Here is a 26361-nt window from a genome sequence, read left to right on the forward strand (position 1 = left end):
CGTTTCCTCATGCGGCGTCATGAGCCGCGGCGTGTTTCACGGCCAGGAGCATGCAGTACCCTGGCCGCGTTCCGGAGCATTTCGAACCTGTATTCCATGCCCCGGGGAACCCTTCGCGGTCCAGCCCCGCGAAGATCAATTTGGCCGTCAACTCAGCCAACAGCCGGGAATGGTCCTCAAAGACGTCCACCCTGAATCCCGCGCGGTTGAACTCATCTCGAAGCCGCGTTTCGGTCATGGCCCCCTGGAAACAATCGCGCGGAGAGTCGGGACGTGGATGGCCAACAGGTTGCAGAGGTGCTTGCCGAAATGATTGCCGAAAACGCAGATAGATATCCGTGATCAGCAGACGTCCTCCTGGTTTGATCAGGTCGGCCCATTGGTTCAGGGACGGCCCGGGATCAGGACTCAAGGACAGGACGCATTCGCAAAGCAGCGCGTCGAACAGCCCCGGACGCAACGGCGGATGGTTCATGTCCGCCTGGATGTAACGCACGAGGTCGTCCCGGCGGCGGGCCTGGAGCAGGTCTTCGCGACACAGGTCCAAGGCCGTGACGTGCATCCGCCGTTCGGTCATCAAATGCCGGGCGCTGACGCCCAGCCCGCAGCCCATGTCCAGTATCCGCGACCCCGGCGGCAGGCCGGACAGCTCCAACATCCGCTCGGTCAGGCCCAGCCCTCCGGGGCGCAGCGTCTCGCCCGCCACACGGCGGAATCCGGCACACCGGTGAAAGGGCGGATCCGGTCTGTCCATTACTTGTCCTCAAGTAGCTGCTCGACTTCCAACATCTTGCCCAGGGCCAGTTCCTCAAAAACGAGATACATCCGGCACGTCGGGCACCCCGGCAGCTCCAGCTCGAACTCGCTGCCCATGTACGCGGCCTTGACCGCGCACAGCCGCAACGGTCCGCCGCATTGCCCGCAGGTCCATTCAGCGTACTTTTCGTTTAAATCCGGAAAGCGTTGCATCAACTTTCCTCCTTGACGACCATCCGGTGCATCCAGGCCCGATGCACCCGGTACGTATCCGGCAGCTCGTCCAACGGCTCGTATTCGACCCAGAACGTGGCATGGCCGATGCGCCGTGATGCAAGCAGGCGACCAGTTTTGGGATCGGTGAAACGCCGTTTGTCCGTTTCCGCGGCGTGAACGACCCGGTGCAGATCATCGTCAAGGATGCGGCGGTGATCGACCACGGTTCTTGCGTCGGGTTCCAGCAACAGGAATAGCTTCTGATGCGCCTTGGGCTGAAGCGGCGTGCCGCTGAGCCGTTCCTTGAGCCGGGCCCGGTTCTGACGGCGATCCGGCAGGTTTGGTCCCTTGCGGATCATGGGCGTGGCGCCGGCGGGCTGGGCCGCGTCCAGGCTGTCCGGAAACAGCAGGTCCAGCAGATGAAAGACGGGTTTGGCGGAGCGGGACAGGCTGTCCCGGCACATGGCGCAGTAGGCCAGGAAATGTTCCGGAGTCCGTTCGGTTCGCGTCCGGGCCACCTTTTCGGCCAGGGCCGGGTTGGCTGCGTCCATCAGGCCGCCGAAACCACAGCATTCGGTCAGTTCGCCGCCCAGTCGCGGTTCTACGAAAGGTTGTTCCAGGGCGTGCAGGATGGTGCGCACCGCCGCGCGGACATCGTTTTGATCCCGGCTCGTGCAGGGATCATGCAGAGCCAGTGGCGAGGAAGCCGGTTTCGCCGTGCCGGGCAGTCCTTGTTCGACCAAGGTTTCCCAGAGAGAACGCGTCGGTATCTCCGGGGCTGTCTTGCTCAGGACGCGGCGGCAGGTGGTGCAGCCCAGGATCATCTTCGGTCGGCCCAATTCCTCCCAGGCTTGGCGGATGCGGTCCACGGCCCCGTTCAATAAATCCCGGCGGGCCGCCCATTGCGCCGGTGCGCCGCAACAGGTCAGCAGAACGCCCACCCCACCTGAAAGCGAGTCGCGCAAATGATCCAGGACGAATCGGACATGCTCAGGGGAAGAGCCAGCCAATTGGCAGCCGGGGAAAAAACAATATGTGCTGGATGTTTTTTCCGGTTCATGGCTGACCAGGAATTCCTCGTCGGACAGGGCCGCGGCCTGCTCGCGCAGGGCGAAGTCGTGGGCCGAGCCGGGCATTTTGTTGGTGTGGACCATTTCCTTGCGCGCGGTCATGCAGAATTCGCCCATGTGGAAGTCATGGGGGCAGATGGCCGCGCACAGTCCGCAGTTGCTGCATGAGAGGATCATCCGGTTGGCTTGGCGCATGCCCTGGACCACGGAGAGATTGTTGTAGATCTCCCGAGCCAGTTTTTTCGGGTAGCCCTTGTAGTGCTCCATGAACACGCAGGCCTTGACGCACTCCATGCATTCGCACAGCAGGCAGCGCCGCGCCTCATGCACCGCTTCCTCGCCGGAGTATCTCGCGGGGTCGGCCATGGGTTCGGCCGCGGACGACTCAATACCGTCAATGGACGTGAACAAGCGCGTGGGATGCGGCCCTTCCTTTTCCCGGCCCGCGGTCAGGGATGCGCCCTGAAAAAGGCGCTCCATGGACAGCACGGCCTTGCGTCCGGCCAGGGCCAGGAAAATAGGTGAATAGTCGATGAAATTTTGGACGATTCCCCCGGCGAAAATTCTGTCCCTGCTCGTCGCCAGAGAGACCGGATCGGCTGTCTGGGCAAGTTCCCTGGCCCAGGTGGTCCAGGGATCGTCCAGGCCGACATAGATCGCGTCGACCTGTAGGACCGCAGCTTCCAGAGTATCCAACCCCATGTCCGGGTCCGCCTCGAAAACCACGCCCAGGGACCGCAGCATCTCCAGTCCCGCTTCCAGGGCCTGAACAGACAGCAGTGTTTCGGGCAGATTGCAGAGCACCCCGCCCAGAATGGCACCGCCGTGCTTGAGTGTCACCTCTATGCCCTTGCGCCTCAGGTCGTGCGCGGCCACCAGACTGCTGGGGCCGCTGCCGAAGAGCATCACTCGACGGCCTTTGGAGGGCAGCAGGAGTTGGCGTGAAGTTGAAGGAACGGCTTCCACCAGAGCCCGCTCCAGTGCCCCGATCCGGATTACCTCGTCCACGTCGCCCCGTCGGCACGGCGCTTGGCAGGGATGATCGCAGATCCGGGCGAAAATTTCGGACAACGGCATGGTTCGTTCCAAAACCTTGCGCGCTTCGGCAAGCCGATTTTCGGCCATCAGCCGGGCCATGGACCGGACGTCCACATGCAGCGGGCAGGCGGCCTGGCAATAGGGCGGCTCTTCCTGGATGCACTTGTTTTCCCAGGCGCGCAGTTCATGCTGTTCCATGCCGGTCACTTTTCTTGGGGATTATGTAGGGGCGGTTCGTGAACCGCCCCTACGACTTATCGCTTTTCTTCCTTTTGCGGGAGCGGGCGCGAAGGCCCGCCCCCTTTGTCACATCCGTGCTTACTTGCCTTGCAGTTTGGCCAGCACCTTCTCCGGACGGGCCGGGAGATGGGTGATGCGTACGCCGCAGGCGTTACTTATGGCGTTGATGATCGAGACGTGAGGACTGGTCAGGGGAAGCTCGCCGACTCCGGCGGCACCGTAGGGGCCGTCCGGGCGCGGGGACTCGATGTAGATCAGCTCCAGATCGTCCGGCACGGTCTTGATGTACGGGAAGCCGGCTCCGACCATGGAAGCGTGCTTCTGGATGTCCTCGAAGTCCTCGGACAGGGCCAAGCCGATGCCCTGGGCCAGGCCGCCCCACATCTGGCCGTCCACGGCCAGCTTGTTCACGATCTTGCCCACGTCGCCGGCCAGGGTCATCCGATCGACCTTGGTCTCGCCGGTGGTGATGTCCACGGTGACCTCGGACATGAACGCGCCGTACATGTAGACCAGGAAGGGCTTGCCCTGTCCGGTGGCCGTGTCGCAGTCCTTGGCCCCGGCCGCGGACCATTTGCCCTCATACTTGGTGGGCTTGTCCGCGGCTTTCATCTCGGAATAGGTCATGAACCCGCCGCCGGGTTTTTCCATGGCCTTGACCAACTCTTCGCAGGCCACCCGGATGGCGTTGCCCGTGACCACCTGCTGGCGAGAACCGCCGGAGGGGCCGGAGTTGGGGCACTTGGCCGTGTTCGGCCAGGTGAAGTTGATCTTCTCCGGCGGAACGCCCATCTTGTGCAGAATTTCATGGGCCGTGCACACGCAGCCGATGTCCGCGCCCTGGCCGTGATCCTGCCAGGAGGTGTGGATGGTGAAGGTGTCGTCCGGGTTCAGCTCGGCCCAGGCCTCGGAGGAGTCCGGGCCGTCCAGGCCGCAGCCGTAGATGCCCAGGGAAATCCCGACGCCCTTTTTCAGGGTGTCCGTGGACTCCTTCTTGGCCTTTTCCTTGGCGGCCTGGTACTTGGGACGGAGCTTGTCCAGCAGGTCCGGCAGGGGGAAAACTTCCGGATCCTGGCCCGTGGGCGTGGTGGAGCCGGGGCGGTAGCAGTTCTTGTAGCGCAGTTCCAGGGGATCCATGCCCAGCTTCTCGGCCAGCATGTCCATCAGGGACTCGGAAGAGAAAAAGCTCTGGGGAGATCCGTAGGACCGGAACGCCGAGCCCCAGGCGTGGTTGGTGCAAACCGTGCGCCCGTTGCCGCGGATGTTCGGGATGTTGTAGCCCGCGCCGATGAACTGGGTGCCGCGCATGGTCAGCAGGTCGCCGAACTCGGAATAGGGGCCGTGGTCCACGGACCAGTCCGATTCCATGGCCTTCAGCTCACCGTCCTTGGTGGCAGCGAACTTCAGGTTGATCCAGAAGGGCGAGCGCTTGCCGGTATACTGCTGCTGCTGTTTGTAGTTGTAGCGCAGGAAGGCCGGACGGCCGGTGGCCAGGGCGGCCACGCCCACCAGGGCTTCCATGGTCGGGCTGAACTTGTAGCCGAAGGTGCCGCCCATGGGGTTGGCCACCAGGGCCAGTTGATCTGCTTCCAGGCCTAAACCCGGAGCGATCATGTACAGGTGCAGATGCACGCCGATGGACTTGGAATGGATGTACAGCTTGCCGTCGTCGCCCATGTAGGCAAAGCCCACGTCCGGCTCGATGGGCATGTGCGGCTGGCGCTGCAGGTAGAAGTCGCCCTCCACTGTAACCATGTTCGAATCGCTGAAGATCGGCGCTGTTTCCTCGCCCTTCACCAGTTGGGTTTCGTAGTAGACGTTGGGGGTGCCGGGGTGGATCTCGATGGCGTCCTCGGCCATGGCCTCCGGAGCGCTGAGGTAGGCCGGCAGAACTTCCAGGTCCACCTTGACCTTGTCCGCGGCGGCCCGGGCGTTGGCCTCGGTGTCCGCGCAGACAATGGCGATGGCGTCGCCGTACTGGAAGACCTTCTCGTCGCAAAGGATCGGACGGTCCCAACCATCGCCCTTGTTGGTGGGGAAGGTGATCAGGCCGGTGATCCGGTTCTTGCCCTTGACGTCCTTGTGGGTCAGCACGCTGTGTACGCCGGGCATCTTCAGAGCCTCGGAGGCGTCGATGCCCTTAAGGTTGGCGTGGGAGACCTGGGCCTGAACCAGGGCCAGGTGCAGGGCGTTGTCCGGCAGCTTCATGCCCAGATCCGCGCCGTAATCCAGGGTTCCGGTGACCTTGCCCAGGGCCGTGGGCCGGGGCAGGGAGCTGCCCAGGGCGCTCTGGCCTTCAGGCAGCTTGAATTCCAGTTCCTCGGGCTTCATTTCGCCGCGCAGCACCTTGGCCGCATCCATGACCGCATCCACCAGAGGCACGTAGCCGGTGCAGCGGCAGGCATTGCGATGCTTCTGAAACCAGTCCCGGACATCCTCGCGGCTGGGATTCTGGTTCTGGTCCAGCAAGCCCTTGGCCGAAACGATGAAGCCCGGCGAGCAGAAACCGCACTGGGCGCCGCCATGGACCATCCAGGCCTGTTGCAATGGATGCAGGTTGCCCGGCTGGCCCACGCCCTCAATGGTCTCAACCTTGGCGCCGTCATCCACGCGCTTCATCTTGGTCACGCAGGAACGAATGACCTTGCCGTTCATGATCACGCTGCACGCGCCGCACTGACCCTCGCCGCAGCCGACCTTGGTCCCGGTCAGGCCCATCTGGCCGCGCAGCACGTCGGCCAGGGACGCGTCCCCGTCCACGACGATGTTGCGCTCCACCCCGTTCACGAAAAACCGTTTCTGAATCATGCTGCTCTCCTTCGTTACAATTGTTGAAGATACGTTTCGTCGTATCGGAAAGCGCGGTCCTCACGCTCCCTTGCCAAAGGGACAGATCGGATAGCGGCACTCGGCGCAGCCGGCGCACAATCCGCCATGACCCATGGCGACGATTTCCGCTTTGGTCACATTTTCCCCGGCCACGAGTCGCGGAACCACCAGGTCGAAGATGCTGCTCCGGGCGTACATCACGCAGCCGGGCAGGCCGACCACCGGAACCTCGTCGATGAAGGCCAGCAAAAACATGGCTCCGGGAAAGGTGGGCGCACCGTAGGTCACGACCCGGCCTCCGGCGGCCTGGATGCTCGTCGGGGTCAGGTCGTCCGGGTCCACGGACATGCCGCCGGTTACGGCCAGCATCTCCGCCCCTTCCCGGATCAGGCCCCGGATGGCGCGTACGGTCATGTCCACGTCGTCCGGTACGAAGACCTGGGGCATGGTCACGCAGCCCAGCTCGTCGAACTTGCGGCGCAACACCGGGCCGAATTTGTCCTGGATCCGCCCGTGATAGACCTCGCTGCCCGTGGTCAGCACGCCGACGCGCAGTGGTCGAAACGGCTTGACCTGGATCAGGGGAGCGGCCAGGCGGCAGGTTAGCTCCACCTGGGCCACCGTGGATTCAGCAATCACCAGGGGGATGACGCGGGTTCCGGCCACGGGCTGTCCCTTGAGGACGCGGTGGTTGCCGTGGGCCGTGGCCATGACCACCTGATCCACTGAATTGATTTTGTGCAGGACGCTGGTGTCGATTTTCAACAGCCCGTCATGCTCGGCAATCAGATTGACCCGGCCCTCGGAGGGCTGGCTGATGCTCACTCCGGAACCCGCGGCGGCCCGGGCGATGCGCAGAGCCGCTTCATCCTCGTGAACCAGCCCGTCCTGAAGATCCCAGACGTAAAGATGGTCCTTGCCCAGCTTGCGCAGGGCCGGAATGTCCTCGGAGCGGATCACGTGTCCGCGGCGGAAAGCCCGGCCCTTGAATTCACCGGGCACGATCCGGGTGATGTCGTGGCAAAGCACGGTATCCACGGCCTGTTCTACCGGAATTACGCGCATGGGGCGGGTGCTGTTCGAGGCGGATTGGACGTCGACATTGATCATGGTCGATCCTGAAGTGGGAGGGGGTTGGGAAACCGCTCAGATGCACCGAGCATGTCTTTACCTTGCTAGATTGATGTGTCACCATTGTCATATGAAACAGGACGGGCAAAGCCCGACAAGACCAGAACAGAAGCGGCGTTTCGCTTCTAACATCTTAAAATCAATCGAAGAAAAAAATATTTAACTTTTCATGTTTTATTGTTGTTTCTGGTTAATTATAGTTGTATTTTGCCTTGGATCTATCCATATGAATGATATATTTTTACTCTGGCAAACTCATAGTTACCTATAATGACCTGTGGGGCATGTTCGTGAATCCGCATCCCAAACCTCGAAGCATGAAAAATCGGTATGCGGCCCGAGCCAAGCTGACGGAGAAGGAATTGCGGGACGTGGTCCGGATGTTCGCCAAGGATGTGGAAGCCACCCTGATCGCCAACGCGGTCGGCGTGAGCCGGACCACGGTCAACGAGTATTTGCGCAAGATCAGGCTGGCCTTGGCCGAGCAGTGCGCGTTGGATGGAGCGATCGGGGAGACGAGGCGGAACGCGGAGATGCTTTTTTCCGTGCATCCCGAACGCTCTTCAAGCAAGGCCAAGGCGCGGGATTCGGAGGCGCTTGCAAACAACGCCCACGAGGTGGATGTCATGCGGGGAGCGATTCATGCACCGGGTCGACTGGGTATTGAAATTCTTCCCGGCAAGGATCTCGAAGCCTTGAAGCTCGTCCGCACGGGAAAAATTCGGCTGCGCGGCTGGAAAAACAACGGATACGTCAGCGTTGTCGAGTCGAATATCGATCTGGATTTTTACAGCCCGGACCAGGAGGAAATCCTGGCGGAGCTGGGGAAGGAAAGGGAAGGGGAGAAAGTCGTCGCCCTGTTTCTGGCGTATCTTCGGGCCAGAATATCCAGAATGCGCGGAGTATGTCCGCATACGCTCCGGCTGCACCTCAAGGAATGCGAATACCGGTTCAACAACGCCCGAGCCGGGGGCACTTTGAGCAGGAGGATTCTTGCGATTTTACGGGAACGGCCGTTGGCCTGAATCAACAAGGTTTCGGATCAGGAAGAAACGGATGCACGAGGGCTGCATCACCCTGGGAGTGATCTTTGTTCAAATGGGAGCATATTGACACAGCGGACCCGCCACATTCCCGCTGCCGGCTCTAGAATGCTTAGGCTGGCCCAATCCATTTGAATGCGGAACAGATTGTTCATGGGCATGCCCAGGATGTGGCAGAGCAGGGCTCGGATCACTCCGGCGTGGGTCACGGCCAGCACGGGTTTGTCCTGAGCCTTAGCCATGGCCGACATCTCCTGGAAAACGGGATAAATCCGGTCCTGTACATCTTGAAAGTTCTCCCCGCCTGCGGGACGATATCCAGCAAAATTTTTCCCCCGTTCTTCCCAGGCTCCGGGAGAGTGGCGTTCAATTTCCTCCCTGCTCATCCCTTCCCACGCTCCAAGGTCGATTTCTCGCAGCTCTTCGCGGATGAACAGCGTGTCCGCCAAGGCCGCCACGGCCAGCCGGGCCGTTTGTACGGCGCGTTGCAGCGGGCTGACAAAGACTGCAGCGGGCGGGCTGGCTGCGAATACGGACTGCCAAGCCATGGCCTGGCGCAGTCCGACGTCGTTGAGAGGAACGTCGTCCGTGCCGAAGAGCATGCCGGGAGACCGTTCCACGCTGGCATGGCGCAGCAGGATCAGGGAGCTGGGCTTGAAGATGGGAAGGCGGGGTGCGGGCTCGCTCCGGGCTGGCAGTTCATGGCCTTGGCCCTGGATGACGATGCTGTGGTGACCATAGGCTTGGCCTCTCCAGGAAAAGGATCGACTGACCGGGTCCCAGGTTCCGCGGATATCCAGCGTTGCTTCCTTGAACTGGCCCAAGAGAGGGGCTGTTTGATCCACTGTCTTGCGAATCTTCATTGTGCCGGTCAGCCAGTCGTCCTGAATCGGTTCAAGACGACCCTGATAAACGTACCCCAATCCGGCTCCGAAAAACGCACCGTTGGCTAGGTGAATGGCCCCATGTTCCATGCCGTCATGGGCCGTAAGTTTGAGGCGATAAATGCCGTCACGCATGGGCTTGTCCATCCTTCATTTTCGTGCTGAGCATTGCGTTTCGAGACGCCAACATGAGGCTCACGGCGTGAACCCCGCGAGCAGCCCGGTTTCTTCCGGAATAGGCCGTTGGGCAGTGGTCTCTGGTTTTTCGCCGAGCCGTCGGGCCACCTGTTCGTACAACCGATTGGCCGTGCTGAATTTGGTTCGGATGGCCATCAATGCCGCCGCGTTGTCCCGAAAACGTTCCACGGTCATGGCAAAACGCTCTTTCAGGCTCGACGGCTTGTCCTGGATGAGCAGCATGTCCGCCAGTTGCAGGAGCGTGGTCTCATTCACTTCCCCATGGCCGACGGCGTCAAATTGGTGATGCCTGGCGACAAGTTCGGCGATCACCACAAAACCATGTCCGCGCAGGAACGCGGCTCCGGCCTGGCCATGTTCCGCCTCGCCTTTGGCCACGTCGTGGACCAGGGCCGCGGAAGCCAGTACTTCCAAAGACATACGTTCACCGTTGGGGTCGTTTCTGTTCAGGGTCGAAGCCATGCGCAGGGCGGCTCTGGCCACGGCCAGACAATGGACCCGGATCGCGCGGCGAGATGGATCCGGACTGTACAACAAGTGAAGCTCGCTGCATTCCTCAGGGGTGGGGATGCTCAGGTTATGGGTCCGGATCAGGTGTTTCCGCAGCTTGTCCGCGTCTGTTGGTCTGTCCATGTCCATGAGGATGCCTGCATCGGCCACGGCCACGGTCGCCGGGCCCCTGGGCAGACGATGCTGCATCCAGCCGCGTAGACCTCCGGAGTTACCATTGGTTCCGCCCCAATTGAGAATGTCCGCAAAGGCATCCTGCGTCAGCAAGGCAGGGTGTCCGGTTTGGCCGTGGAAACGCGGCAGCAGAACCTGCGGCGCGTTCCCGTTGCCCTGCCAGAGTGAGGTCCAGTGCGCGAGCAGTCGGGAAACGGTCGCGCCGCGTACCGTTGCAATATCCACGGGCAGGAGCAGACAGGCCCAGGGCCGTGGAAGCGGCGTTGCGGACATGGCCTGAATGGCCCGGTGAACCGAAGAGAACATGCCGTTTTCGGGATGGGCGTTGATGATCGTACGCAGGCCCAAATCATGTGCCAGCGGTTCCAGCTCATCTCGGCGGTGCCCGACGACGACGCGTACGTCGTCCACGCCTGCTTCGCGGAACACTGTGGCGCAACGTTCCAGGGCCGTCTGCCCGGCCAAAGGCAACAGGGGCTTGAAGGAGCCCATGCGCGAGGAAAAGCCGGCGGCCAGGATGACGGCGGTCCAGTTTCCGCGTGGCGACATGAGACAAGGGGAGAGTGACCCAGGATACGGGTTTGAGGATAAATACATGTTGTGCATAGCTGGTCGCACAACTTGCCTTGCAAATAATGATATGTCAACCCTGACACAATATCGGTCGGTATCGTCACTCCTTGTTGCGAAATCGTGACATGATTGACGAAGGGCGATCGCTTGGTGATAGACAAGGGCAAAGTAAAAGGAGGGGGGAGTGGAAGGAAGGAAAAGTCAATGATCGACCTGCTCAAACAATTACAGAGCTTGGATCGAACGGCTTTGGCCGTGGTGTCAGATGCCGTGGAGCGGTTGGCAAGGGAGAAGGAAGGGAAGTTGGACGGGAATACAGCGGCATTCCCGTCCAGAATTTCACGGTCAAAGGACAAACCCTGCGCGGCGCGGATGCTCCGGGTTTCCACGGAAATCAAGCACCTTTCCGAAGAACAGATGGAAGGACTGACCCGGGCTTTTCGGCAGTGGAGGGGCAAGGCCGGACGGCCAAATGTTCGGACCTCGCGGGAGCGGGTCTATGGTCTTTTCCTGCTGTTGCGCCACACCGGGGCCAAGCTGGGGGAAATCCTCACCCTGGATGATCGGACGGATATTGATCTGGAATCCGGGATTGTCCGTTTGACAGGTGGGGCGGGAGGTCACGGCGAGGAGGAACACCAGGTTCGTGAAACACGGGAAGTTGCACTCGGAGGAGAGGTTTTGCGGGAGCTGGCCGAAATTATAAGGCACCCGTTGCTGGTCGGCCTGCAAGGTCGTCTTTTTCATCTGGATCAAGGTTATGTCCGGCGCAAGTTCACGGAGCGCGCCCGGGAAATCGGGTTGCCCAGGGAGTTGGCCAACCCCATGGTCCTGCGGCACACCCGGGCCGTGGAGCTTTTGCGGGAGGGCGCGCCCTTGCATGTGGTGCAGCGGATTCTGGGCCATGTCACGCCGATGGTCACGGCGTCCTACGTCAACTACGAGGCGGATGACCTGCGCCGTCTCATCACCTTCTATATGAACAAGGAGCACGGCATGCAAACCAGTGCCAGGAACAAGTTTTTCGGCAACGTCGTAGCGGTAAAAAAAGGGACCATCCTGTCCGAGGTGGTGCTTACGACCACGGGCGGGTTTACCATCGTTTCCGTGATTACCAACGAGTCCCTGGACAAGTTGGGCATTGCGGAAGGTCGGGCCGCGGTGGCCTACGTCAAGGCGCCCTGGGTGATCCTGGTCAAGGACCCGGACAGCCCCCAAACATCTTCCCGCAACAGGCTGCATGGCGAAATCAAGCGCATCAACCAGGGCAATATTTCCGCTGAGATCGTTCTGGAACTGGCGGACGGTACGGAAGTCTGCGCCCTGATCACGGATGAGTCCGTCAAGGCCTTGAAACTGGTCGTGGGCGACAAAATATGGGTTCTGTTCAAGGCCTTCTCGGTGATCTTGGGAACCGAGGATTCCGCAAGCTGAAACCGCGAAGCCGACAAAAATGTAGGCTTTGACCGCTACATAAGTGTATCCCGCAAGGGCGATTTCCTGGCAACAGATTGGAATGTATTCATTATCGATAATGGCACGAATTCTGCCTATACTCCCATTGCCGCCATTCATCGTCATTATGGCCCAACCGCCTACAGGATTAGTCCATGCCTGAAGTTTCGTTCTGGTTCCCTTTGCAACTCACCTTGCACGTGGCTTCCCTGGCTACGCTTTTCGCCTTGGTGTTCGGGGTGCTGCTGGCCTGGGTGATTCACCGCTTCCGATTTCCGGGACGGGACGGCCTGGACGCCGTTCTCACCTTGCCCATGGTTTTGCCGCCCACTGTGCTCGGCTATTATCTCCTCGTCGTCATCGGCAGGAACGGAATGATCGGGCGGTGGCTCGAAGAGAGCTTTGGAATCACCCTGATGTTCACTTGGCAGGGAGCGGTGATCGCCTCGGCGGTGGTGGCCTTTCCGCTGGTGTTCAAGTCGGCCCGGGCTGCCCTGGAGAACGTGGGCCAAAAGTACGAGAACGCGGCCCGCACCCTGGGCTGCGGCGAATGGCAGGTCTTTTTGCGTGTCTCGCTGCCTTTGGCCGTGCGCGGGATCGTGGCCGGAACCATGCTGGCCTTTGCCCGGGCCATGGGCGAGTTCGGGGCAACCCTGATGATCGCCGGGAATCTGCCCGGCCGGACCCAGACCCTGTCCCTGGCCGTATACAGCGCGGTCCAGGCCGGCAACGACAGTCTGGCCAACCAACTGGTCCTGGTTATTTCCGTGGTCTGCGTGGCCATCCTCTGGGCGGCCAACCGACTGGTCAAGCCCAAGTGGTGATGCGGTGATTTGCGGCTTGTGATTCCTGATCAGTGTGACTTCAGTTTGATATCCGTCGCAACCCTAAAAGGAGAAAGTTCGATGAAAAAAATTGGTTCGTTGCTCTTCAGTTGCATTTTGTTCTGCGTGTTGGCCGCGCCTGCCGCGGCCCAGGAACTGGTGGTCTCCGCCGCCGCCTCACTGACCAATGCGTTTAACGACATCAAGGCGGAGTTCGAGCAGATCAATCCAGGCGTTCTGGTAACCCCGAACTACGCTGCCTCTGGAGCGCTCTTCCGCCAGATTGAGCAGGGCGCGCCGGTGGACGTGTTTGCCTCCGCGGACCTGAAATGGATGAACGACATGATTGCCGCCGGTTTTGTCGAAGAAAACGAGTCCGTGCTGTTTGCCCAAAACACCTTGGTCCTGGCCGTATCCACGGCAAGCCGGGTTGCCATAAGCGGGGTCGCGGATCTGACCGGCGAGCAGGTTCGGCGGATCGGCGTGGGAACGCCCGCCACGGTGCCCGTCGGCAACTATTCCAAGATTGCTCTTGAAGGGCTGGGGATGTGGGATGTCTTGCAGCCGAAGATGATTTTCGCCGAGTCCGTGCGCCAGGTTCTGGATTACGTGCAGCGCGGGGAGGTGGATGCCGGACTGATGTATGCCACGGACGCGGCCCAGGGCGGCGAGCGGGTCCAGATCGTGGCCACCCTGCCCCTGCCGGAACCGGTGTCCTATCCCATCGCGCCGCTCAAAAACAGCAAACAGTCGGAGATGGGCCGGAAATTCATTCAATTCATCCTTTCTGATCAGGGCCAGGACATTCTGGCCGGATACGGCTTCAGTCGGCCGGAGTAGCCATGTTCGTGGAGTGCCGCCTTGTCGCCCGGCTTTCCGGAGCCGGGATATCCTTTAACCTGGACGTGGACTTCGCGGCCTCTTTGTCTTCCATTGTCCTGTTCGGTCCGTCCGGATCGGGCAAGAGCCTGACCCTGCTGGCTCTGGCCGGGCTGCTCAAGCCCGACTCCGGACGGATCATCGTCCAGGGAAAGACCTTGTTCGATCACCAACACGGCGTGAACGTTCCAGCCAAACAGCGCCGGGTCGGGTTCGTCTTCCAGGATTACGCCCTGTTCCCGCATCTGACGGTCCGTGAGAATGTGGCATTTGGCCTGAAACGTCCGTTGCTGCCCCTCGGAACGGAACAGCGACACAAGGTGGACGAACTCATGGAACTGGTGGGCATCGCCTCCCTGGCCAGTCGGCGAGCGCATCAGATTTCCGGGGGCCAGCGCCAGCGCACGGCCCTGGCCCGTGCCCTGGCCCCCAATCCGGAACTGCTGCTCCTGGACGAGCCGTTTACGGCCCTGGACCAGCCCTTGCGTGCCAAAATGCGCGAGGAACTGGCCCGAATCCGGGAACGCTTCAACGTGCCCATGGTCATGGTCAGCCACGATCTGGCCGACGTGGATGCCTTTGCCCAGACCCTGGTGGCCTTTGGGCACGGGCGGGTGCTGGAGGTGCTGGATTATCAGGAGCGCCGCTCCGGAGGCGAAAGCGCCAGGGATATTCTGACGCCGCTTTTCGATGCGGCCAATGGCAATAACGTCGCGGGTTGAATGCGGGTCGATGGTAAGTTTGACGAAAGGCACACGTCCCCGATAAGCTGCCTCCATGAGCAAGTTCGACTGGAATGATGAGAAGAACGCCATGCTTGAAAGGAATCGAGGTGTGTGCTTTGAAGATGTTCTGGTTTGCATCCAAAACGGAGATGTGCTGGATGTAATACGACATCCCAATCGTGAACGATACCCCAAACAGAATATCATTGTTCTGAATATAAACGGCTATGTGTGGCTGGTCCCTTATGTCAAGGAGAAGGGGGTCAGGTTTTTGAAGACCATCATTCCAAGTCGCAAAGCTACTCGGGAGTACTTGTCATGAAAGAACATATGCTGGATTTCGACCAGGAAGAACTTCAGATCCTCAATGATTTTGAACGTGGAGAGTTCGAGAGTATCCGCGATTTCCAAAGAGAAAAAAAAGAACTTGAAGGGGCCGCACGGAGTACGTTGCAGAAGGACAAGCGAATCAATATCCGCATCTCGTCACGTGATTTGGAACGGCTCCAAATGCAGGCGGCTCGCGAGGGGGTTCCGTATCAGACCTATATTGCGAGTTCACTGCACAAGCTTGTGTCTGGGCGATTGAAGGAAATTCGGTAAGGCAATTTCTGGAAAGAACCGGTCAAGAATCAAATCCGTCGATCATCCTCCCATGCCTGGTCTTCATCTCCGGTAGTTCACTCTTCCGCCTTGAACCGCCGCAGTTCCCAAGGCAGTTTTTTCTCCGCGCTTTTCAGGGCCTTTTTTTCCAGGTCCGCGTACCAAGCCAGAAACTGTTCCATTATCCCGCGGCCTTCTTCCGTGAGCCGGAAGCCGGATTTGTTGCCGCCCACCTTCTCCACCAGCTTGACCCCCATGATTTCCTCGCTGCTTTTGATCTTGCCCCAGGCCGCCCGGTAGGACATGCGCATTTCCTCGGCGGCCTTGCTCAACGAGCCGTACCGCTGGATGCGCTCCAAAAGCTGCGCCCGTCCCAAGCCGAAGAAATGCCCGTTTTCCAGTTCCAGCCAGACGTGCAGGCGCAAGGTAGGTTGGGGGGCTGAGGGCGGCATGGGATCACTGCTGTTCAGAGGCATGTCCAGCGTCTTCATGGAATCATTGGCGGTTTGTTGGGTGGGCATTTCTGTTTTCGTCTCCATCTATATCCTCGGCTTTTCACATCAGGACAGACCCCTGTACCGTTCCACGAACCGCAGCAGACATTGGGCCTGCTGTTCCATGAACTCCGTCCACCCGGTCAGGGCGTCCAGACCGTCCGCGGTGATCTCGTAGACCCGCTTGGCCGGACCCGCGTCCTCGGTTTGCCAGCTCGAAGTGACAAGACCTTCCTCTTCCAATTGCCGTAAGTGGCGATAGACCATGCCCGGGGGGGCCTTGCCCTGAACGAATCCATACTCCTGAATGGTCGTCAGCAGGTCGTAGCCGTATCTGGCCCGGCCTTCGCGCAAGGCCAGCAGCAACGACGGCTTCATATACCGTTCGGCCTTTCCTTGTCCGCTGCCTTTGTCGGACGAAACTTCAGTCGAGGATTTTCCGGGGGGCATGATGCTCCTTGACAATATATCCTTAGAGGATATATATGGCAAATCGTGTTAGTGGGTGAACACCGAAATAACGTTGAAAAAATCTACAGGAGGGAACAATGGCTGGCAAGATTTTCATCAGGGAACGACGCAAGGTTGAGGCAGGGGAGAAAAAGCCGCGGTTTCGGATCGTGGCCGTGTCCGGCGCGGACGTGAAGTTCAAGGTCGAGCACATCCGCAAACAAGAGGTCGAGGAAATCGCCTCGGCCGTGGGCGCGGAGATTGTTCTGCTCAAGCCGGAAAAAGGCAAGAGCAAAGGAGAAAACGAGGACGAAGAGTAGACCGTTCAAACTTCTCGTTGCTCAAGGCGACTAAACCAAAGCGCCGTTCGGAAAGAGTTCCGAACGGCGCTTTGGTTTTGAGGATCGGTATTTCCTGTCAGGGGCGATATCGTTTTTCAGTCTTTGGTGATGATCGTTCCCACATGTTCCCCAGCCAGGGCCTTGCCGATGTCGCCGGGGTTGTTCAGGGCGTCGATGATCTGGATTTGCTTGATGCACTTGGCCCGTTGGAGCAATGTCAGGATGGGCCGCTCGATGATCAGGTCGTCCAAATCCAGTTCAAGAAGTTCTCCGGCGGATATCTTGTCGAAAAACTTCAGGCCTCCGCGTTTGGCCGCGTCGACCTTTTTGGGGTCGGTCTCGAACAGTCCCTTCTCGTCCTTGAGGAAAATCACGGAGCGGGCTCCGATGTTCTCGGCCAGCAGGAATGCGCCGCAGTCCGTGCGGTGCGGCGGGATGGAGCCGATTTCCGCCGGGTGTTCGAAGAAGCCGTAGGGCGGAATGCCGTAGGTGATGGGCAGGTAGCCCAGCCGGCAGAACATGGTCAATTGTTCCAGGTTGTCGCCGTGGCCGATTTTTACGCCACCGTGCTTGGCCAGCAGGACGGAGATCATTTCCGCGTTCTGCCAGGAGACCTTGTCGCCAAGTTTGGACAGGACGCCGGTGGGCATGCCCAGGTCCACGCCGATGCTGTAGACATGCCGCGCGCGCGTGCCGCCGCCCGTCATCAGCAGGATCTTGTATTCTTCCTTGAGCCGGATCAGCTCGTCCAGGATCGGCAAGATGGCCTTGGCTCCGCGGTCGATGATGCTTTGTCCGCCGATTTTCAGGATGTTGATCTCCGGTTGCATCCGGAAGTACTCCTTGGATTCCGTGCGCCGCAAAAACTCCTTGCTGACCAGGGATTCGCCCATCAGCGGGGTGTTGATGTGCAACCGTCCGACTTCCGAGTCTTCCTTTACGAGTCGTGTCATTTTTCCTCCTGTGTTGTGCGTATTGGTTGGTTTGACGGCCAAACTGACCTGAAATGACGAATTCGCCTGATTCGTCGCGAGTCTATCCTTAACAATATTAAGGTGATAGATACACTCATTCAAGGCGAAAGCCAAGCTGTGAACGGCAGACGTGAACTCCACGCGAGGAGAACGACATGTGGATTTTTTTTCTGATTTTGGGGGCCGCATTGGTCCTTGTACTGTGCGAAACATGGCTCGGAGGGGATGCGGCATTCCATGGCCAGGAGATGGAGCCCGGAGTAAAGCCCGCTTCCGCCGGGCTTTCCGCCTGGGAGGCCGTAGTCAAGGTTTTGCCCATCTTCCTGGGAGGCGTCGGCTTGCCCCTGACGCTTGCTCATCCATCGTCCGGTATATTATGTCTCGCCCTGGCTCTCGGGTTGTTTTTCCTGGGAAGAACATTCTCCAACTGATTCATTCACGTAAAAAATGCACTCCATCCCAGACGAGAGCGTCGCGGCTCGGCGTCCGATAGGCGTTGCTTTTTTCGTTCCGCCTACCGCAAAGGTCCTTGATTCCGTCCAACTGGCGGAGTTGGAGCGGACGTTTCGCGCTTGGGCAACAGACTCTCCGCGGCGGGACGTTCGGGTGTCCAGGCAGCGCATCCTGCTGATATTTCTTTTGATCCGCCATACGGGCGCCAAGCTGAACGAAATATTGGACCTCAAGGCGGGGGACATTGATCTGGAAAATCTAGTCGTCACCGTGGGCGGCGAGGAACGGGAGCGGGCCAGGGCCGTTGAAATCCCCGACGATCTGGCCGAGGAGCTGCGCGCGGCCTTGGAAAAGGGCGGGCATGGCCCGGATGAGGCACTGTTTCGGATCGATCCGGCCCATGTCCGGCGCAAGTTCTACGAGCAGGCCGAGGCGTGCGGATTGCCCCGGGAGTTCGGCAATCCCAGTACGCTGCGCCGGTCGCGCTCCGTGGAACTGCTGCGCGGAAACGTGCCGCTTCCCGTGGTTCAGAGGCTGCTCGGCCATTCCACTCCCAACCTCACCGCCGCGCATCTGGACGTTTCCGAGGAGGACGTCCACCATGCCGCCAGGCAGTACGTGGACCGGGAGAGCCGCCGACGCACCAGCGCCCGGAACATTTTTTTCGGCAAGATCTCGGAAATCGTCACCGGGGACATTCAGTCCGAAGTGACCCTGCTGACGTTGGGCGGGCTGCGCGTCGTCTCGGTCATCACCAACGCCAGCCTACGCCGAATGCGGCTGAGGAAAGGGATGTTCGCGACCGCGGAAATCAAGGCCCCTTGGGTACTCGTCGCCGGTTCGGAGGCGACGGACCAAAGCAGCGCGGAGAACCGCCTGCCGGCCACGGTCATCGACGTCGGCACCGGCCGGATCAACGCCGAAATCCTGCTGCGCCTGGCGGACGGCACGGAAATCTGCTCCATAACGACCGCCGCGAGCAGCCGTCGCCTGAAGCTGCGCTCAGGCGACCAGGCCTGGGTGCTTTTCGGGGCCTATTGCGTGGTTCTCAATCGAGAGTGAGGCCGACTTCAGTCGCGGCGCGGCACCCCTCATTCCTCAACGGACTTGACCCATTGCGGCGTCAAGGGTATTTCCACTCATACTTACACGATAATTCATGAAAACGTGTCTTTCTCCTTTCGATTTGGTTTCAGGAATCATTCCAGGAAACAGGGCCGCGACTGTTCCGGCAGGAGCGCCTGAAAACACCATCGGAGGTCGGAAATGAATGCTGTCGCACCAGAGACCGCATACGCGCCGTTGCGCTTCAACCGCCTGGAGCTGGCCGGCTCCCTGGGGGACTTGGGGACGTTGCTCCCCCTGGCCATCGGCATGATTCTGATCAACGGCCTGAGCCCCATGGGGGTCTTTTTTTCCGTGGGGCTGGTCTATGTCATGACCGGGCTCTATTTCCGGGTGACCTGCCCGGTGGAACCCATGAAGGTCATCTCGGCCTACGCCATCGCCACGGGGGTGACTGCGACGCAGATCCAGGCCTCCTGTCTGATTACCTTTGCTTTCCTGTTGCTGATCGGCGCGACCGGCCTGATCACCGTTCTCAGCCGCCTGATACCGAAAGCCGTGGTGCGCGGGGTCCAGCTTTCCACAGGGCTTTTGCTGGCGTCCCAGGGCGTCAAGCTGATGATCGGTACGAGCCAGTTCCAGCAGCTCCGCCAGGCAGCGGAGCCGTATCTGAGCCTGCAAAGCCTCGGCCCGATTCCCCTTGGCTTGCTCGTCGGCATCGCCCTGGCCGGGCTGACTTTATTCCTGTTGGACAACAAGCGTTTGCCGGCTGCCCTGGTGGTCGTGGGCGCGGGGTTGTTGGTCGGCATTTTTTTGGGGACCGGGGAAGGGCTGGACGCACTACGCCCGGGAATCAACCTCCCTCCGCTGCTGCCTTATGGTTTTCCGTCCGGCGTCGACTTCTCCTTCGCCCTGCTCGTCCTGGTCATTCCCCAGGTGCCCATGACCATCGGCAACGCCGTCATCGCCACCAGCGACCTCTCCCGGCAGTACTTCCCCCAGGAGGGACAGCGGGTCACACCCAAGGGGCTGTGCATCAGCATGGCCTTCGCTAACCTGCTCAGCTTTCTTGTCGGCGGCATGGCCTTGTGTCACGGCGCGGGCGGCCTGGCCTCCCGGTACTGCTTCGGTGCGCGCACCGGCGGTTCCAATTTGATCATTGGAGCCATTTTCCTGGCCTTGGCCGTGCTTCTTGGCAACCACATCCTCTCGGTCCTCTTCCTTTTCCCCATGTCCGCTTTAGGCGTACTCCTGGTGTTCGCCGGTCTCCAGCTCTGTCTGAGCATGCTGGATATTACTGTTCGCAAGGATATGTTCGTGGTTGCGTCCGTGGTTGGCATCACCCTGGCGTCCAACTTGGCCGTGGGGTTCGTGGTCGGCGCGATTTTGGCCTATGTGCTGCGTTCGGATAGGCTGAAGGTGTGACCGGAGGTGCCCCTCGTGCAAACTCTGAAATGTCAAGCGTTGGTCGGCAGACTGCGAAAACCTGACTTCCCGCGACATTGTTCAAAGAGGACAGGGACCGGTCTGCATTGTCGGAGACAATGTGATCCTGCCCATACAAACGTCGCGCTCAAGCCCGGGGAGGGTTTTTATCAAACCCGATCTGATCAGGCTTTCCCCCATTGATGCCGCTCAAGGAGAAATGGCCGAGCAGGGACATGTCGGCGAAATATTGCAGATGACCGTGGAAGGTCCGAACATCATGGTGCTCGTGGATATCGGCGTACTTCTCCGCAGCATCACCAGCAAAGATGAAGCCAGACGCCTCGGCGTCATGGTCGGGGACAAGGTGCGCGTGCTCGTTGATCCGGAAGCTTTGGAGCTGACTGAGTGAGAAAGCGACGATTTTTCCCCCTTCAGTGCGCATGACTAAGGGCCTGCGGGTTTCAGCCTTTCAATCCCGCACGGGAGAAGGCTGGGCCGGGGGGTAATCGCGTTCAAAGATTTCCCACAAGTGAAGCTGGACTGGAAAGGCGTGCAACGCCAGGGTGGCGTCCCAGTTGAAACGCTCCGGGGTCAGGTAGCGTCCCTTGTTCAGGATATAGCGCTCCACCAGGTCCAGGTCCGGAAATAACAACAAGTACTCGGCCACGCCGAACTCCTCGTAAAGCTGTTTCTTGACCACCGTATCCTTGAACGCGGTGGCCTTGAAAACGATTTCAATGACCAGATCCGGCGGCCCCTGGATGGATTTGGGCGTGATCTTGGTTTTGTCACAAACAATGAACAGATCCGGCTGAACCACGGTCCGGTCGTCCAGGACCACGTCCGTGGGGGCGGTGAAGACTTGGCACGAGCCTAAACTCTTCTTGAATTCTCCGATGCCCCAGAGCAGGTTGCGACTGATCATTTGATGCCGCGTTGACGGCGCGGGAGTCATGGCAAAGGCCTCGCCGTGAATGATCTCCCAGCGTTCCTGGTCCGGCCAGGCCAGATAATCCCGGTATGAGAATCCTTCGGGCTTCAAAGCGGGCAATGCCGTCATGGTGCCTCCAGCATGGGGAGCGATCCCAAGAGCCTGAATTGATGATGAGACAAACTTTAAACCTAAGCGCCGGTTTCTTTCTGGTCAAGCAATCGTCCCGAAGTTTGCCATTGACAACTCCATTTCTTCCTGTAAAATGGAGATATGTACACCAGAAATATTGATCCGCCGGAGCGGAAAAGTTTTTTCCTGTTCGGCCCTCGGGGAACGGGCAAATCCACCTGGGTTCGGTCGGTCTTTCCTGGAGCAGTTTACGTCGACCTTCTGGATTCGCGATTGTACACTTCCTTGCTGGCATCCCCGCACCGGCTGGAAGAACTGATCCCGCCCGGCTTCAGTAACTGGGTGGTCGTGGACGAGATTCAGCGGGTGCCGGAATTGCTGAACACGGTCCATAGACTCATTGAAAACCGGGGCCTGCATTTTGTACTGACTGGCTCCAGTGCCCGCAAACTGCGCGGCAGTGGCATCAACCTGCTGGCCGGACGGGCCGTAACCAGAGCCATGCACCCGCTGACCGCCGTGGAACTGGGCTCGGATTTTTCCCTGGACCGTTCCCTGGCGCACGGCCACCTGCCATCAGCCTGCACGGAGGCGGACCCTGCTGACTACCTGGCTGGTTACGTTCACACCTATCTGCGCGAAGAGGTTCAGCAGGAAGGGCTGGTTCGCAATCTCCAAGCCTTCGCCCGCTTCCTGGAAGCAGCCAGCCTGTCCCAAGCAGGCGTCCTGAACATCTCCGAAGTGGCACGGGAATGCGAGGTGAACCGCAAAGTGGTTGAAGAGTATTTCCATATTCTGGAAGATCTTCTGTTGGCCTGGCGTTTGCCGGTGTTCACCAGGAAAGCCCGACGGCGCATGACCGTCCATCCGAAGTTCTTTCTGTTCGACGCCGGAGTCTTCAGGGCGCTTCGACCAAAAGGCCCGCTGGACAGGCCCGAAGAAATCGACGGAGCGGCCCTTGAGACCTTGATTTTCCAAGAACTGCGTGCGGTCAACGACAACCTGCGCCTGGGGTTTGACCTGTATTACTGGCGGACGGCTGAGAAACAGGAAGTGGACTTCGTGCTGTACGGTGAAAAGGGGCTGATCGCCATTGAGGTTAAGCGCACCGCGACCATCAGACCCAGAGAACTCAGCGGCTTGAGGGCGTTTCTCCATGACTACCCCATGGCCAGAGCCTATGTTTTCTACGGCGGACGTGAACGGCGCTACCTGGATAACATCGAGGTCATCCCTCTGGAACAGGCTCTGCCCGGTTTGCCCGAAGTGCTCTGCCCCGTGGCCCCGGGAGTTGGCCAGGAGGTTGGCTGCCCGCCGCGTGCTCGTGGTCACGTTCAAGTCGGCCGTTGAAGACGCATGGCAGACGGACCTTGAATTTCACGTGGGCTTTACGACACTGTCGTGGCCCTGGAGTGAGGGCTGCTCAACAACTCCGGGCGACACGTTTCATGGCCGGGCAGGCGTCTGCCTGCCTGCTTCCTTGCCTGCTCAATCGGCCTGCTCACTTGTCCAGGGACAATCCTTTCGGGAGCCTGGGGAGCGACGGATTTGTCTTGCGGTTAGCGGCGCGGATTTTTACCAGCTCGCCGACAATACTCAGGGCGATTTCCGCCGGGGTTTCGGCGTCGATGTCCAGGCCCACGGGGCAGTGGACACTGGAGAGGTCCGTGTCGGCGAATCCTTGTCGTCGCAGGGCCGTGTAGATGGCGTCGCGCTTGCGGCGGCTGCCGATCATGCCGATGTAGGCGGCGTTGGTGCGCAGGGCCTGGGCCAGGATGTCCATGTCGTGCTTGTGGCCCCTGGTGAGGATCACGACATAGCTGTTTTCGGAGATTCGGCTCGGGTCCAGGGCCATGTTTTCCGGAACGTGGATGGCCTCGGCCCTGGGAAAGCGCTCTGCATTGGCGAACTCGGCTCGGTCGTCGGAGACCTCCACGCGGAAGTCCACGTGGTGCGCCAGGGCCGCTACCTCCTTGGAAACATGGCCCGCGCCGAACAAATGCAGGGTTTCCTTGCCCAGGATCGGCTCGATCACCGCACGGAAGCCGCCCACGGGAAAGAGCGTTGGGCAGCATCCAGAGCGGGCGGCTTCCAGGAGCGACGTCAGCTCCTCTGCGTTGTCCGGGCGTTGGGGGTGGAAGTCGAAACCCGAGGCGGAACGCCGGGCCAGGAGGTGTTCGGTGTGCAGCCCGCCCCCGCCGTCGGCGTCTTCCCGGAGCAGGGTGACCAGGTGCGGTTCCTCGCCGGTTTCCTGAAAGCGGCGCAGGGTTCGCAGCAGGTCGATGGTTGATGGCAGCGGCCGCAGCGGTTCCACCAGCACATCCAGCACACCGCCGCAGATCATGTCCATTTCCGCGGCGTCCTTGCCGGTCAGGGCAAAGCGTCGCAGCCGACCCTGACCGTGGCCAAGTGTTTCCAGCCCGACCCGGATGACCTCGGCCTCCAGGCGTCCTCCGCCAATGGTTCCCAGGATAGCGCCGTCCGGAAGCACGACCATTCGCGTGCCCGGCGTGCGCGGCGCGGAGCCGGACAGGCTGACGATGGTGGCCAAGGCCACGGATTGTCCGGCCTCCAGCAGGAGCAAGATTTCATTTTCCAGTCGGTTCATGGTTCTCCTCATGGTTGACCGCGTTGTTCAAGGCGTAGCAGGGCGCGCTTCATCGGTCCGTGTCGGCGCAGTCGTCGTCCATGGTGAAGGGCAAGGCGGCTCATTGTTCCTTGGATACGGGTGCGGCTGGCTGCTGGGCGTCAAGAATTGGCGCTTGAAGATTGTTTTGCAGTCCATATTGCCCCCTGTACAAGGCAAAAATGCATTCAAATTGCCTCCCGCGCAAGGTAATGTTTCAGCTTTTGTTCAAAACATCCGGAGCCGAAAGGCAAGGAAAGCGTGAAAACGAGGGATGTTGTTGTGATTGCAACTGTCTATAATTCCATGAAAAATCTGGTATGGTCCAAAAAAGTGGGGCATATGCGTATGGAGAGCGAAGCTGTCGGAGGATTCCTGTTGATATTATGCTAATTATAGCATACATGATTCTTTCGGAAGAACTCTCCGCATTGGTATCGAGTTCCCGGCAAAGGTACATAATTGTAGAGGATGCAAACTGCAATAATGTAGAAAATTTTGAAGCTAGAAAAATATTTGCAAGGATTCTAGGTTGTTGTGTTTGGCACGCATGATGCTTCCTCCAAGGCAAAACAACGAGCAGGAGGGATGTCATGGGTATTTTTTTGGGAATTTGTCTCGTGGCCATGGTTTTTGTGGTTTGTGAAAAATTGGTGGGCAATTCCTTGTATGTCTTTTCCGACGGAGTGGATGGGGAAGCTTCGTGCAGCTTGTCCCGAATTCCGGCAGGGGAAGCGGCCACCAAAGGCCTGCCTTTGTTCCTGGCAGGTATCGGTCTGCCACTGACCCTGGCCAGTCCTTTCGGCGGGTTCCTTTGTCTGCTGGTTGCGGCGTTTTTTTGGGGAATAGGCAAGACAACCGGAATCCGAACATGGCCGGACAATGACTGACGGCTCGTTTTTCTTCCCCCTGCAACTCACCCTGCGCGTAGCCTCCCTGGCCACGCTCTTCGCCCTGATCTTCGGGGTATTGTTGGCCTGGGTCATTCATCGGTTTCGTTTTCCCGGTCGGAACATGCTCGATGCCGTGTTGACCCTGCCCATGGTCCTGCCGCCCACGGTGCTGGGGTATTATTTGATCGTGCTGATAGGGCGAAACGGTGTGATCGGCGGTTGGCTGGAGTCGACCTTTGGGATCACCTTGATGTTCACGTGGCAGGGGGCGGTGGTTGCCGCTTCCGTGGTGGCTTTTCCCCTGGTTTTCAAGTCGGCCACAGCCGCGTTGGAGGGGGTTGGGGAAAAGTACGAAAACGCGGCCCGCACCCTGGGTTGCGGCGAATGGCAAATCTTCTTGCGTGTCTTGTTGCCCATGGCCGTGCGCGGGATCGCAGCCGGGACCATGCTGGCATTTGCCCGGGCCATGGGCGAGTTCGGGGCCACCCTGATGGTTGCCGGCAACCTGCCCGGTCGAACCCAGACCATGCCTTTGGCCGTGTACAGCGCCGTGCAGACCGGGAACCAGGACCTAGCCAACATGCTGGTGTTCGTCTTGTCCGCCGCCTGCGTGGTGATTTTATGGATTACGGGCGCTTTGCTCAAACCCAAATGGGAGGAAAGGTAATGAAACGGATTGCCGCCGCTCTGCTGTGTGGTGTCATGGTTCTTGCCTCGGTCGTGCCGGCCGCCGCTCAGGTGGTGATCGTGTCCGCGGCGGCCTCGCTGATGGATGCCTTCAATGTGATCAAGAAAGATTTTGAAAAGGAACACCCTGGAGCTCGATTGGTCTTCAACTTCGGAGCCTCCGGGGCGCTCTACCGGCAGATTGAACAGGGCGCGCCCGTGGACGTGTTCGCCTCCGCGGACATGCGCTGGATGGACGAGGCCGTCCGGATCGGGCGAGTCGAAGCGACGGAATCCAACGTCTTTGCGCGAAATTGGATCGTCCTGGCCGTGCCAAAAAACAATCCCGCCGGGGTCTCGACCTTGAAAGACCTGGAGAACGCTGGTGTTCGTCGGATCGGAGTGGTTACGCCGGACACCAGTCCGGCGGGAAACTACGCCAGGCAGTCGCTGAAGGACCTGGAACTCTGGGAAGTTCTGGAATCCAAGTATATCTTCGCGGAAACCGTGACTCAACTGTTGAGCTATTTGCGGCTCGGCGAGATGGATGCCGGGTTCTTTTTCGCCTCGGACGCAGTCCGGGGGGCGGACAGCGTGGCCGTGGTCATGGAAATGCCCATGAGGGAACCAGCCCTGTATTCCATTGCTCCGCTCTCCGACACCAAACATCCGGACCTGGCCCAAGCCTTCGTGCGTTTCATCCTGTCCGAGAAGGGACAAGCCGTTCTTTCCGGGTATGGATTCAGGAAAGCGGAATAAC

Annotated in this window: 27 protein-coding genes; 15 read left to right on the plus strand and 12 right to left on the minus strand. The window is 59.8% G+C overall.

What is annotated here, in order from left to right; all coding sequences use genetic code 11:
• Positions 1-7: 7 nt before the first annotated feature.
• The 5 genes from trsM to C6366_RS04810 form a co-directional block, all read right to left on the minus strand.
• Positions 8-754 carry a DVU_1556 family methyltransferase gene (trsM, locus tag C6366_RS04790; protein ID WP_107736211.1) on the minus strand — a complete coding sequence of 249 codons (747 nt, stop codon included), beginning with the start codon at positions 752-754 and terminating at the stop codon, positions 8-10.
• Positions 754-969 carry a DVU_1557 family redox protein gene (locus tag C6366_RS04795; RefSeq protein WP_107736212.1) on the minus strand — a complete coding sequence of 72 codons (216 nt, stop codon included), beginning with the start codon at positions 967-969 and terminating at the stop codon, positions 754-756. The genes trsM and C6366_RS04795 overlap by 1 nt, the downstream gene beginning before the upstream one ends.
• Positions 969-3278 (minus strand): pyridine nucleotide-disulfide oxidoreductase/dicluster-binding protein, encoded by a 2310-nt coding sequence (locus C6366_RS04800; protein ID WP_107736283.1) that lies wholly within the window; start codon positions 3276-3278, stop codon positions 969-971. The genes C6366_RS04795 and C6366_RS04800 overlap by 1 nt, the downstream gene beginning before the upstream one ends.
• 120 nt (positions 3279-3398) lie before the next feature.
• Positions 3399-6128, minus strand: a complete 2730-nt coding sequence (locus C6366_RS04805) for a molybdopterin-dependent aldehyde oxidoreductase (RefSeq protein ID WP_107736213.1) — start codon at positions 6126-6128, stop codon at positions 3399-3401.
• Positions 6129-6188: 60 nt separating this feature from the next.
• Positions 6189-7214 carry a molybdopterin-binding protein gene (locus tag C6366_RS04810; protein ID WP_107736284.1) on the minus strand — a complete coding sequence of 342 codons (1026 nt, stop codon included), beginning with the start codon at positions 7212-7214 and terminating at the stop codon, positions 6189-6191.
• Between the two features lie 383 nt (positions 7215-7597).
• On the opposite strand from C6366_RS04810, the gene C6366_RS04815 reads away from it, so the two are divergent.
• Complete coding sequence (locus tag C6366_RS04815; protein WP_146164771.1) at positions 7598-8305, plus strand: hypothetical protein; 708 nt, start codon at positions 7598-7600, stop codon at positions 8303-8305.
• Between the two features lie 47 nt (positions 8306-8352).
• Here C6366_RS04815 and C6366_RS04820 read toward each other — a convergent pair whose 3' ends face one another.
• Both C6366_RS04820 and C6366_RS04825 read right to left on the minus strand, forming a co-directional pair.
• Complete coding sequence (locus C6366_RS04820) at positions 8353-9342, minus strand: histidine phosphatase family protein (RefSeq protein WP_158269647.1); 990 nt, start codon at positions 9340-9342, stop codon at positions 8353-8355.
• 60 nt (positions 9343-9402) lie between these two features.
• Positions 9403-10638 carry a DVU_1551 family NTP transferase gene (locus C6366_RS04825; protein WP_158269648.1) on the minus strand — a complete coding sequence of 412 codons (1236 nt, stop codon included), beginning with the start codon at positions 10636-10638 and terminating at the stop codon, positions 9403-9405.
• Between the two features lie 228 nt (positions 10639-10866).
• Here C6366_RS04825 and C6366_RS04830 point away from each other — a divergent pair, with 228 nt between their 5' ends.
• The 5 genes from C6366_RS04830 (at position 10867) to C6366_RS04855 (ending at position 15148) form a co-directional block, all read left to right on the plus strand.
• Positions 10867-12096, plus strand: a complete 1230-nt coding sequence (locus C6366_RS04830; RefSeq protein ID WP_233248394.1) for a TOBE domain-containing protein — start codon at positions 10867-10869, stop codon at positions 12094-12096.
• Between the two features lie 176 nt (positions 12097-12272).
• A complete protein-coding gene (modB, locus tag C6366_RS04835; protein WP_107736217.1) occupies positions 12273-12941 on the plus strand; it encodes a molybdate ABC transporter permease subunit in 669 nt (222 codons plus the stop codon).
• A gap of 81 nt (positions 12942-13022) precedes the next feature.
• Positions 13023-13781: a molybdate ABC transporter substrate-binding protein gene (modA, locus tag C6366_RS04840; RefSeq protein ID WP_107736218.1), complete on the plus strand. Its 759-nt coding sequence runs from the start codon at positions 13023-13025 to the stop codon at positions 13779-13781.
• 2 nt (positions 13782-13783) lie between these two features.
• Positions 13784-14542, plus strand: coding sequence for an ATP-binding cassette domain-containing protein (locus tag C6366_RS04845; RefSeq protein WP_107736219.1), 759 nt, complete (start codon positions 13784-13786; stop codon positions 14540-14542).
• Between the two features lie 321 nt (positions 14543-14863).
• Positions 14864-15148 carry a CopG family antitoxin gene (locus C6366_RS04855; RefSeq protein WP_107736221.1) on the plus strand — a complete coding sequence of 95 codons (285 nt, stop codon included), beginning with the start codon at positions 14864-14866 and terminating at the stop codon, positions 15146-15148.
• Positions 15149-15225: 77 nt separating this feature from the next.
• Here the strand turns inward: C6366_RS04855 and C6366_RS04860 are convergent, their stop codons facing one another.
• The gene (locus tag C6366_RS04860; RefSeq protein WP_233248395.1) at positions 15226-15669 is read right to left on the minus strand and encodes a winged helix-turn-helix domain-containing protein; all 444 of its coding nucleotides are present in this window, start codon (positions 15667-15669) and stop codon (positions 15226-15228) included.
• Between the two features lie 39 nt (positions 15670-15708).
• A complete protein-coding gene (locus C6366_RS04865) occupies positions 15709-16092 on the minus strand; it encodes a helix-turn-helix transcriptional regulator (RefSeq protein ID WP_107736222.1) in 384 nt (127 codons plus the stop codon).
• Positions 16093-16190: 98 nt separating this feature from the next.
• Here C6366_RS04865 and C6366_RS04870 point away from each other — a divergent pair, with 98 nt between their 5' ends.
• Positions 16191-16412, plus strand: a complete 222-nt coding sequence (locus C6366_RS04870) for a hypothetical protein (protein WP_107736223.1) — start codon at positions 16191-16193, stop codon at positions 16410-16412.
• A gap of 116 nt (positions 16413-16528) precedes the next feature.
• On the opposite strand, the gene C6366_RS04875 is transcribed toward C6366_RS04870, so the two are convergent.
• Positions 16529-17386 carry a uridine kinase gene (locus C6366_RS04875; RefSeq protein ID WP_107736224.1) on the minus strand — a complete coding sequence of 286 codons (858 nt, stop codon included), beginning with the start codon at positions 17384-17386 and terminating at the stop codon, positions 16529-16531.
• 176 nt (positions 17387-17562) lie between these two features.
• Between C6366_RS04875 and C6366_RS04880 the strand changes: the two genes are divergently transcribed.
• The 4 genes from C6366_RS04880 to C6366_RS04895 all read left to right on the plus strand — a co-directional run bounded on the left by C6366_RS04880 (position 17563) and on the right by C6366_RS04895 (position 20762).
• Positions 17563-17838 (plus strand): hypothetical protein, encoded by a 276-nt coding sequence (locus C6366_RS04880; RefSeq protein WP_107736225.1) that lies wholly within the window; start codon positions 17563-17565, stop codon positions 17836-17838.
• Positions 17839-17854: 16 nt separating this feature from the next.
• Complete coding sequence (locus C6366_RS04885) at positions 17855-18922, plus strand: TOBE domain-containing protein (protein WP_107736226.1); 1068 nt, start codon at positions 17855-17857, stop codon at positions 18920-18922.
• A 204-nt stretch (positions 18923-19126) separates the two neighbouring features.
• Positions 19127-20350, plus strand: a complete 1224-nt coding sequence (locus tag C6366_RS04890) for a putative sulfate/molybdate transporter (RefSeq protein WP_107736227.1) — start codon at positions 19127-19129, stop codon at positions 20348-20350.
• Positions 20351-20471: 121 nt separating this feature from the next.
• A complete protein-coding gene (locus C6366_RS04895; protein ID WP_146164772.1) occupies positions 20472-20762 on the plus strand; it encodes a hypothetical protein in 291 nt (96 codons plus the stop codon).
• Between the two features lie 60 nt (positions 20763-20822).
• On the opposite strand, the gene C6366_RS04900 is transcribed toward C6366_RS04895, so the two are convergent.
• Positions 20823-21413, minus strand: coding sequence for a Uma2 family endonuclease (locus C6366_RS04900; protein ID WP_107736229.1), 591 nt, complete (start codon positions 21411-21413; stop codon positions 20823-20825).
• Positions 21414-21557: 144 nt separating this feature from the next.
• Here C6366_RS04900 and C6366_RS04905 point away from each other — a divergent pair, with 144 nt between their 5' ends.
• A complete protein-coding gene (locus C6366_RS04905) occupies positions 21558-22766 on the plus strand; it encodes an ATP-binding protein (protein WP_107736230.1) in 1209 nt (402 codons plus the stop codon).
• 151 nt (positions 22767-22917) lie between these two features.
• Here the strand turns inward: C6366_RS04905 and C6366_RS04910 are convergent, their stop codons facing one another.
• Positions 22918-24024, minus strand: coding sequence for an XdhC family aldehyde oxidoreductase maturation factor (locus C6366_RS04910; RefSeq protein ID WP_158269649.1), 1107 nt, complete (start codon positions 24022-24024; stop codon positions 22918-22920).
• 611 nt (positions 24025-24635) lie between these two features.
• Here C6366_RS04910 and C6366_RS04915 point away from each other — a divergent pair.
• From C6366_RS04915 to modA (C6366_RS04925), 3 genes are read left to right on the plus strand one after another with little or no spacing between them, the layout of a single operon-like run.
• Positions 24636-24932 carry a hypothetical protein gene (locus C6366_RS04915; protein WP_107736232.1) on the plus strand — a complete coding sequence of 99 codons (297 nt, stop codon included), beginning with the start codon at positions 24636-24638 and terminating at the stop codon, positions 24930-24932.
• Positions 24925-25602: a molybdate ABC transporter permease subunit gene (gene modB / locus C6366_RS04920; protein WP_107736233.1), complete on the plus strand. Its 678-nt coding sequence runs from the start codon at positions 24925-24927 to the stop codon at positions 25600-25602. Before C6366_RS04915 ends, modB (C6366_RS04920) begins: the two co-directional genes overlap by 8 nt.
• Positions 25602-26360, plus strand: a complete 759-nt coding sequence (modA, locus tag C6366_RS04925; RefSeq protein WP_107736234.1) for a molybdate ABC transporter substrate-binding protein — start codon at positions 25602-25604, stop codon at positions 26358-26360. The genes modB (C6366_RS04920) and modA (C6366_RS04925) overlap by 1 nt, the downstream gene beginning before the upstream one ends.
• Position 26361: the final 1 nt, after the last annotated feature.

This window comes from Desulfonatronum sp. SC1 (genome assembly GCF_003046795.1).
GTDB lineage: Bacteria > Desulfobacterota > Desulfovibrionia > Desulfovibrionales > Desulfonatronaceae > Desulfonatronum.

Coding starts and splice junctions, on each gene's coding strand:
- C6366_RS04910 (WP_158269649.1), bottom strand. CDS start 24,024: ATGAACCGACTGGAAAATGAAATCTTGCTCCTGCTGGAGGCCGGACAA.
- C6366_RS04905 (WP_107736230.1), top strand. CDS start 21,558: ATGTACACCAGAAATATTGATCCGCCGGAGCGGAAAAGTTTTTTCCTG.
- modB (WP_107736217.1), top strand. CDS start 12,273: ATGCCTGAAGTTTCGTTCTGGTTCCCTTTGCAACTCACCTTGCACGTG.
- C6366_RS04820 (WP_158269647.1), bottom strand. CDS start 9,342: ATGCGTGACGGCATTTATCGCCTCAAACTTACGGCCCATGACGGCATG.
- C6366_RS04885 (WP_107736226.1), top strand. CDS start 17,855: ATGCACTCCATCCCAGACGAGAGCGTCGCGGCTCGGCGTCCGATAGGC.
- C6366_RS04915 (WP_107736232.1), top strand. CDS start 24,636: ATGGGTATTTTTTTGGGAATTTGTCTCGTGGCCATGGTTTTTGTGGTT.
- C6366_RS04805 (WP_107736213.1), bottom strand. CDS start 6,128: ATGATTCAGAAACGGTTTTTCGTGAACGGGGTGGAGCGCAACATCGTC.
- C6366_RS04855 (WP_107736221.1), top strand. CDS start 14,864: ATGAAAGAACATATGCTGGATTTCGACCAGGAAGAACTTCAGATCCTC.
- C6366_RS04870 (WP_107736223.1), top strand. CDS start 16,191: ATGGCTGGCAAGATTTTCATCAGGGAACGACGCAAGGTTGAGGCAGGG.
- C6366_RS04800 (WP_107736283.1), bottom strand. CDS start 3,278: ATGGAACAGCATGAACTGCGCGCCTGGGAAAACAAGTGCATCCAGGAA.
- C6366_RS04815 (WP_146164771.1), top strand. CDS start 7,598: ATGAAAAATCGGTATGCGGCCCGAGCCAAGCTGACGGAGAAGGAATTG.
- C6366_RS04900 (WP_107736229.1), bottom strand. CDS start 21,413: ATGACGGCATTGCCCGCTTTGAAGCCCGAAGGATTCTCATACCGGGAT.
- C6366_RS04880 (WP_107736225.1), top strand. CDS start 17,563: ATGTGGATTTTTTTTCTGATTTTGGGGGCCGCATTGGTCCTTGTACTG.
- modA (WP_107736234.1), top strand. CDS start 25,602: ATGAAACGGATTGCCGCCGCTCTGCTGTGTGGTGTCATGGTTCTTGCC.
- modB (WP_107736233.1), top strand. CDS start 24,925: ATGACTGACGGCTCGTTTTTCTTCCCCCTGCAACTCACCCTGCGCGTA.
- C6366_RS04875 (WP_107736224.1), bottom strand. CDS start 17,386: ATGACACGACTCGTAAAGGAAGACTCGGAAGTCGGACGGTTGCACATC.
- C6366_RS04795 (WP_107736212.1), bottom strand. CDS start 969: ATGCAACGCTTTCCGGATTTAAACGAAAAGTACGCTGAATGGACCTGC.
- C6366_RS04845 (WP_107736219.1), top strand. CDS start 13,784: ATGTTCGTGGAGTGCCGCCTTGTCGCCCGGCTTTCCGGAGCCGGGATA.
- C6366_RS04825 (WP_158269648.1), bottom strand. CDS start 10,638: ATGTCGCCACGCGGAAACTGGACCGCCGTCATCCTGGCCGCCGGCTTT.
- modA (WP_107736218.1), top strand. CDS start 13,023: ATGAAAAAAATTGGTTCGTTGCTCTTCAGTTGCATTTTGTTCTGCGTG.
- C6366_RS04890 (WP_107736227.1), top strand. CDS start 19,127: ATGAATGCTGTCGCACCAGAGACCGCATACGCGCCGTTGCGCTTCAAC.
- C6366_RS04830 (WP_233248394.1), top strand. CDS start 10,867: ATGATCGACCTGCTCAAACAATTACAGAGCTTGGATCGAACGGCTTTG.
- C6366_RS04865 (WP_107736222.1), bottom strand. CDS start 16,092: ATGCCCCCCGGAAAATCCTCGACTGAAGTTTCGTCCGACAAAGGCAGC.
- trsM (WP_107736211.1), bottom strand. CDS start 754: ATGGACAGACCGGATCCGCCCTTTCACCGGTGTGCCGGATTCCGCCGT.
- C6366_RS04810 (WP_107736284.1), bottom strand. CDS start 7,214: ATGCGCGTAATTCCGGTAGAACAGGCCGTGGATACCGTGCTTTGCCAC.
- C6366_RS04860 (WP_233248395.1), bottom strand. CDS start 15,669: ATGCCCACCCAACAAACCGCCAATGATTCCATGAAGACGCTGGACATG.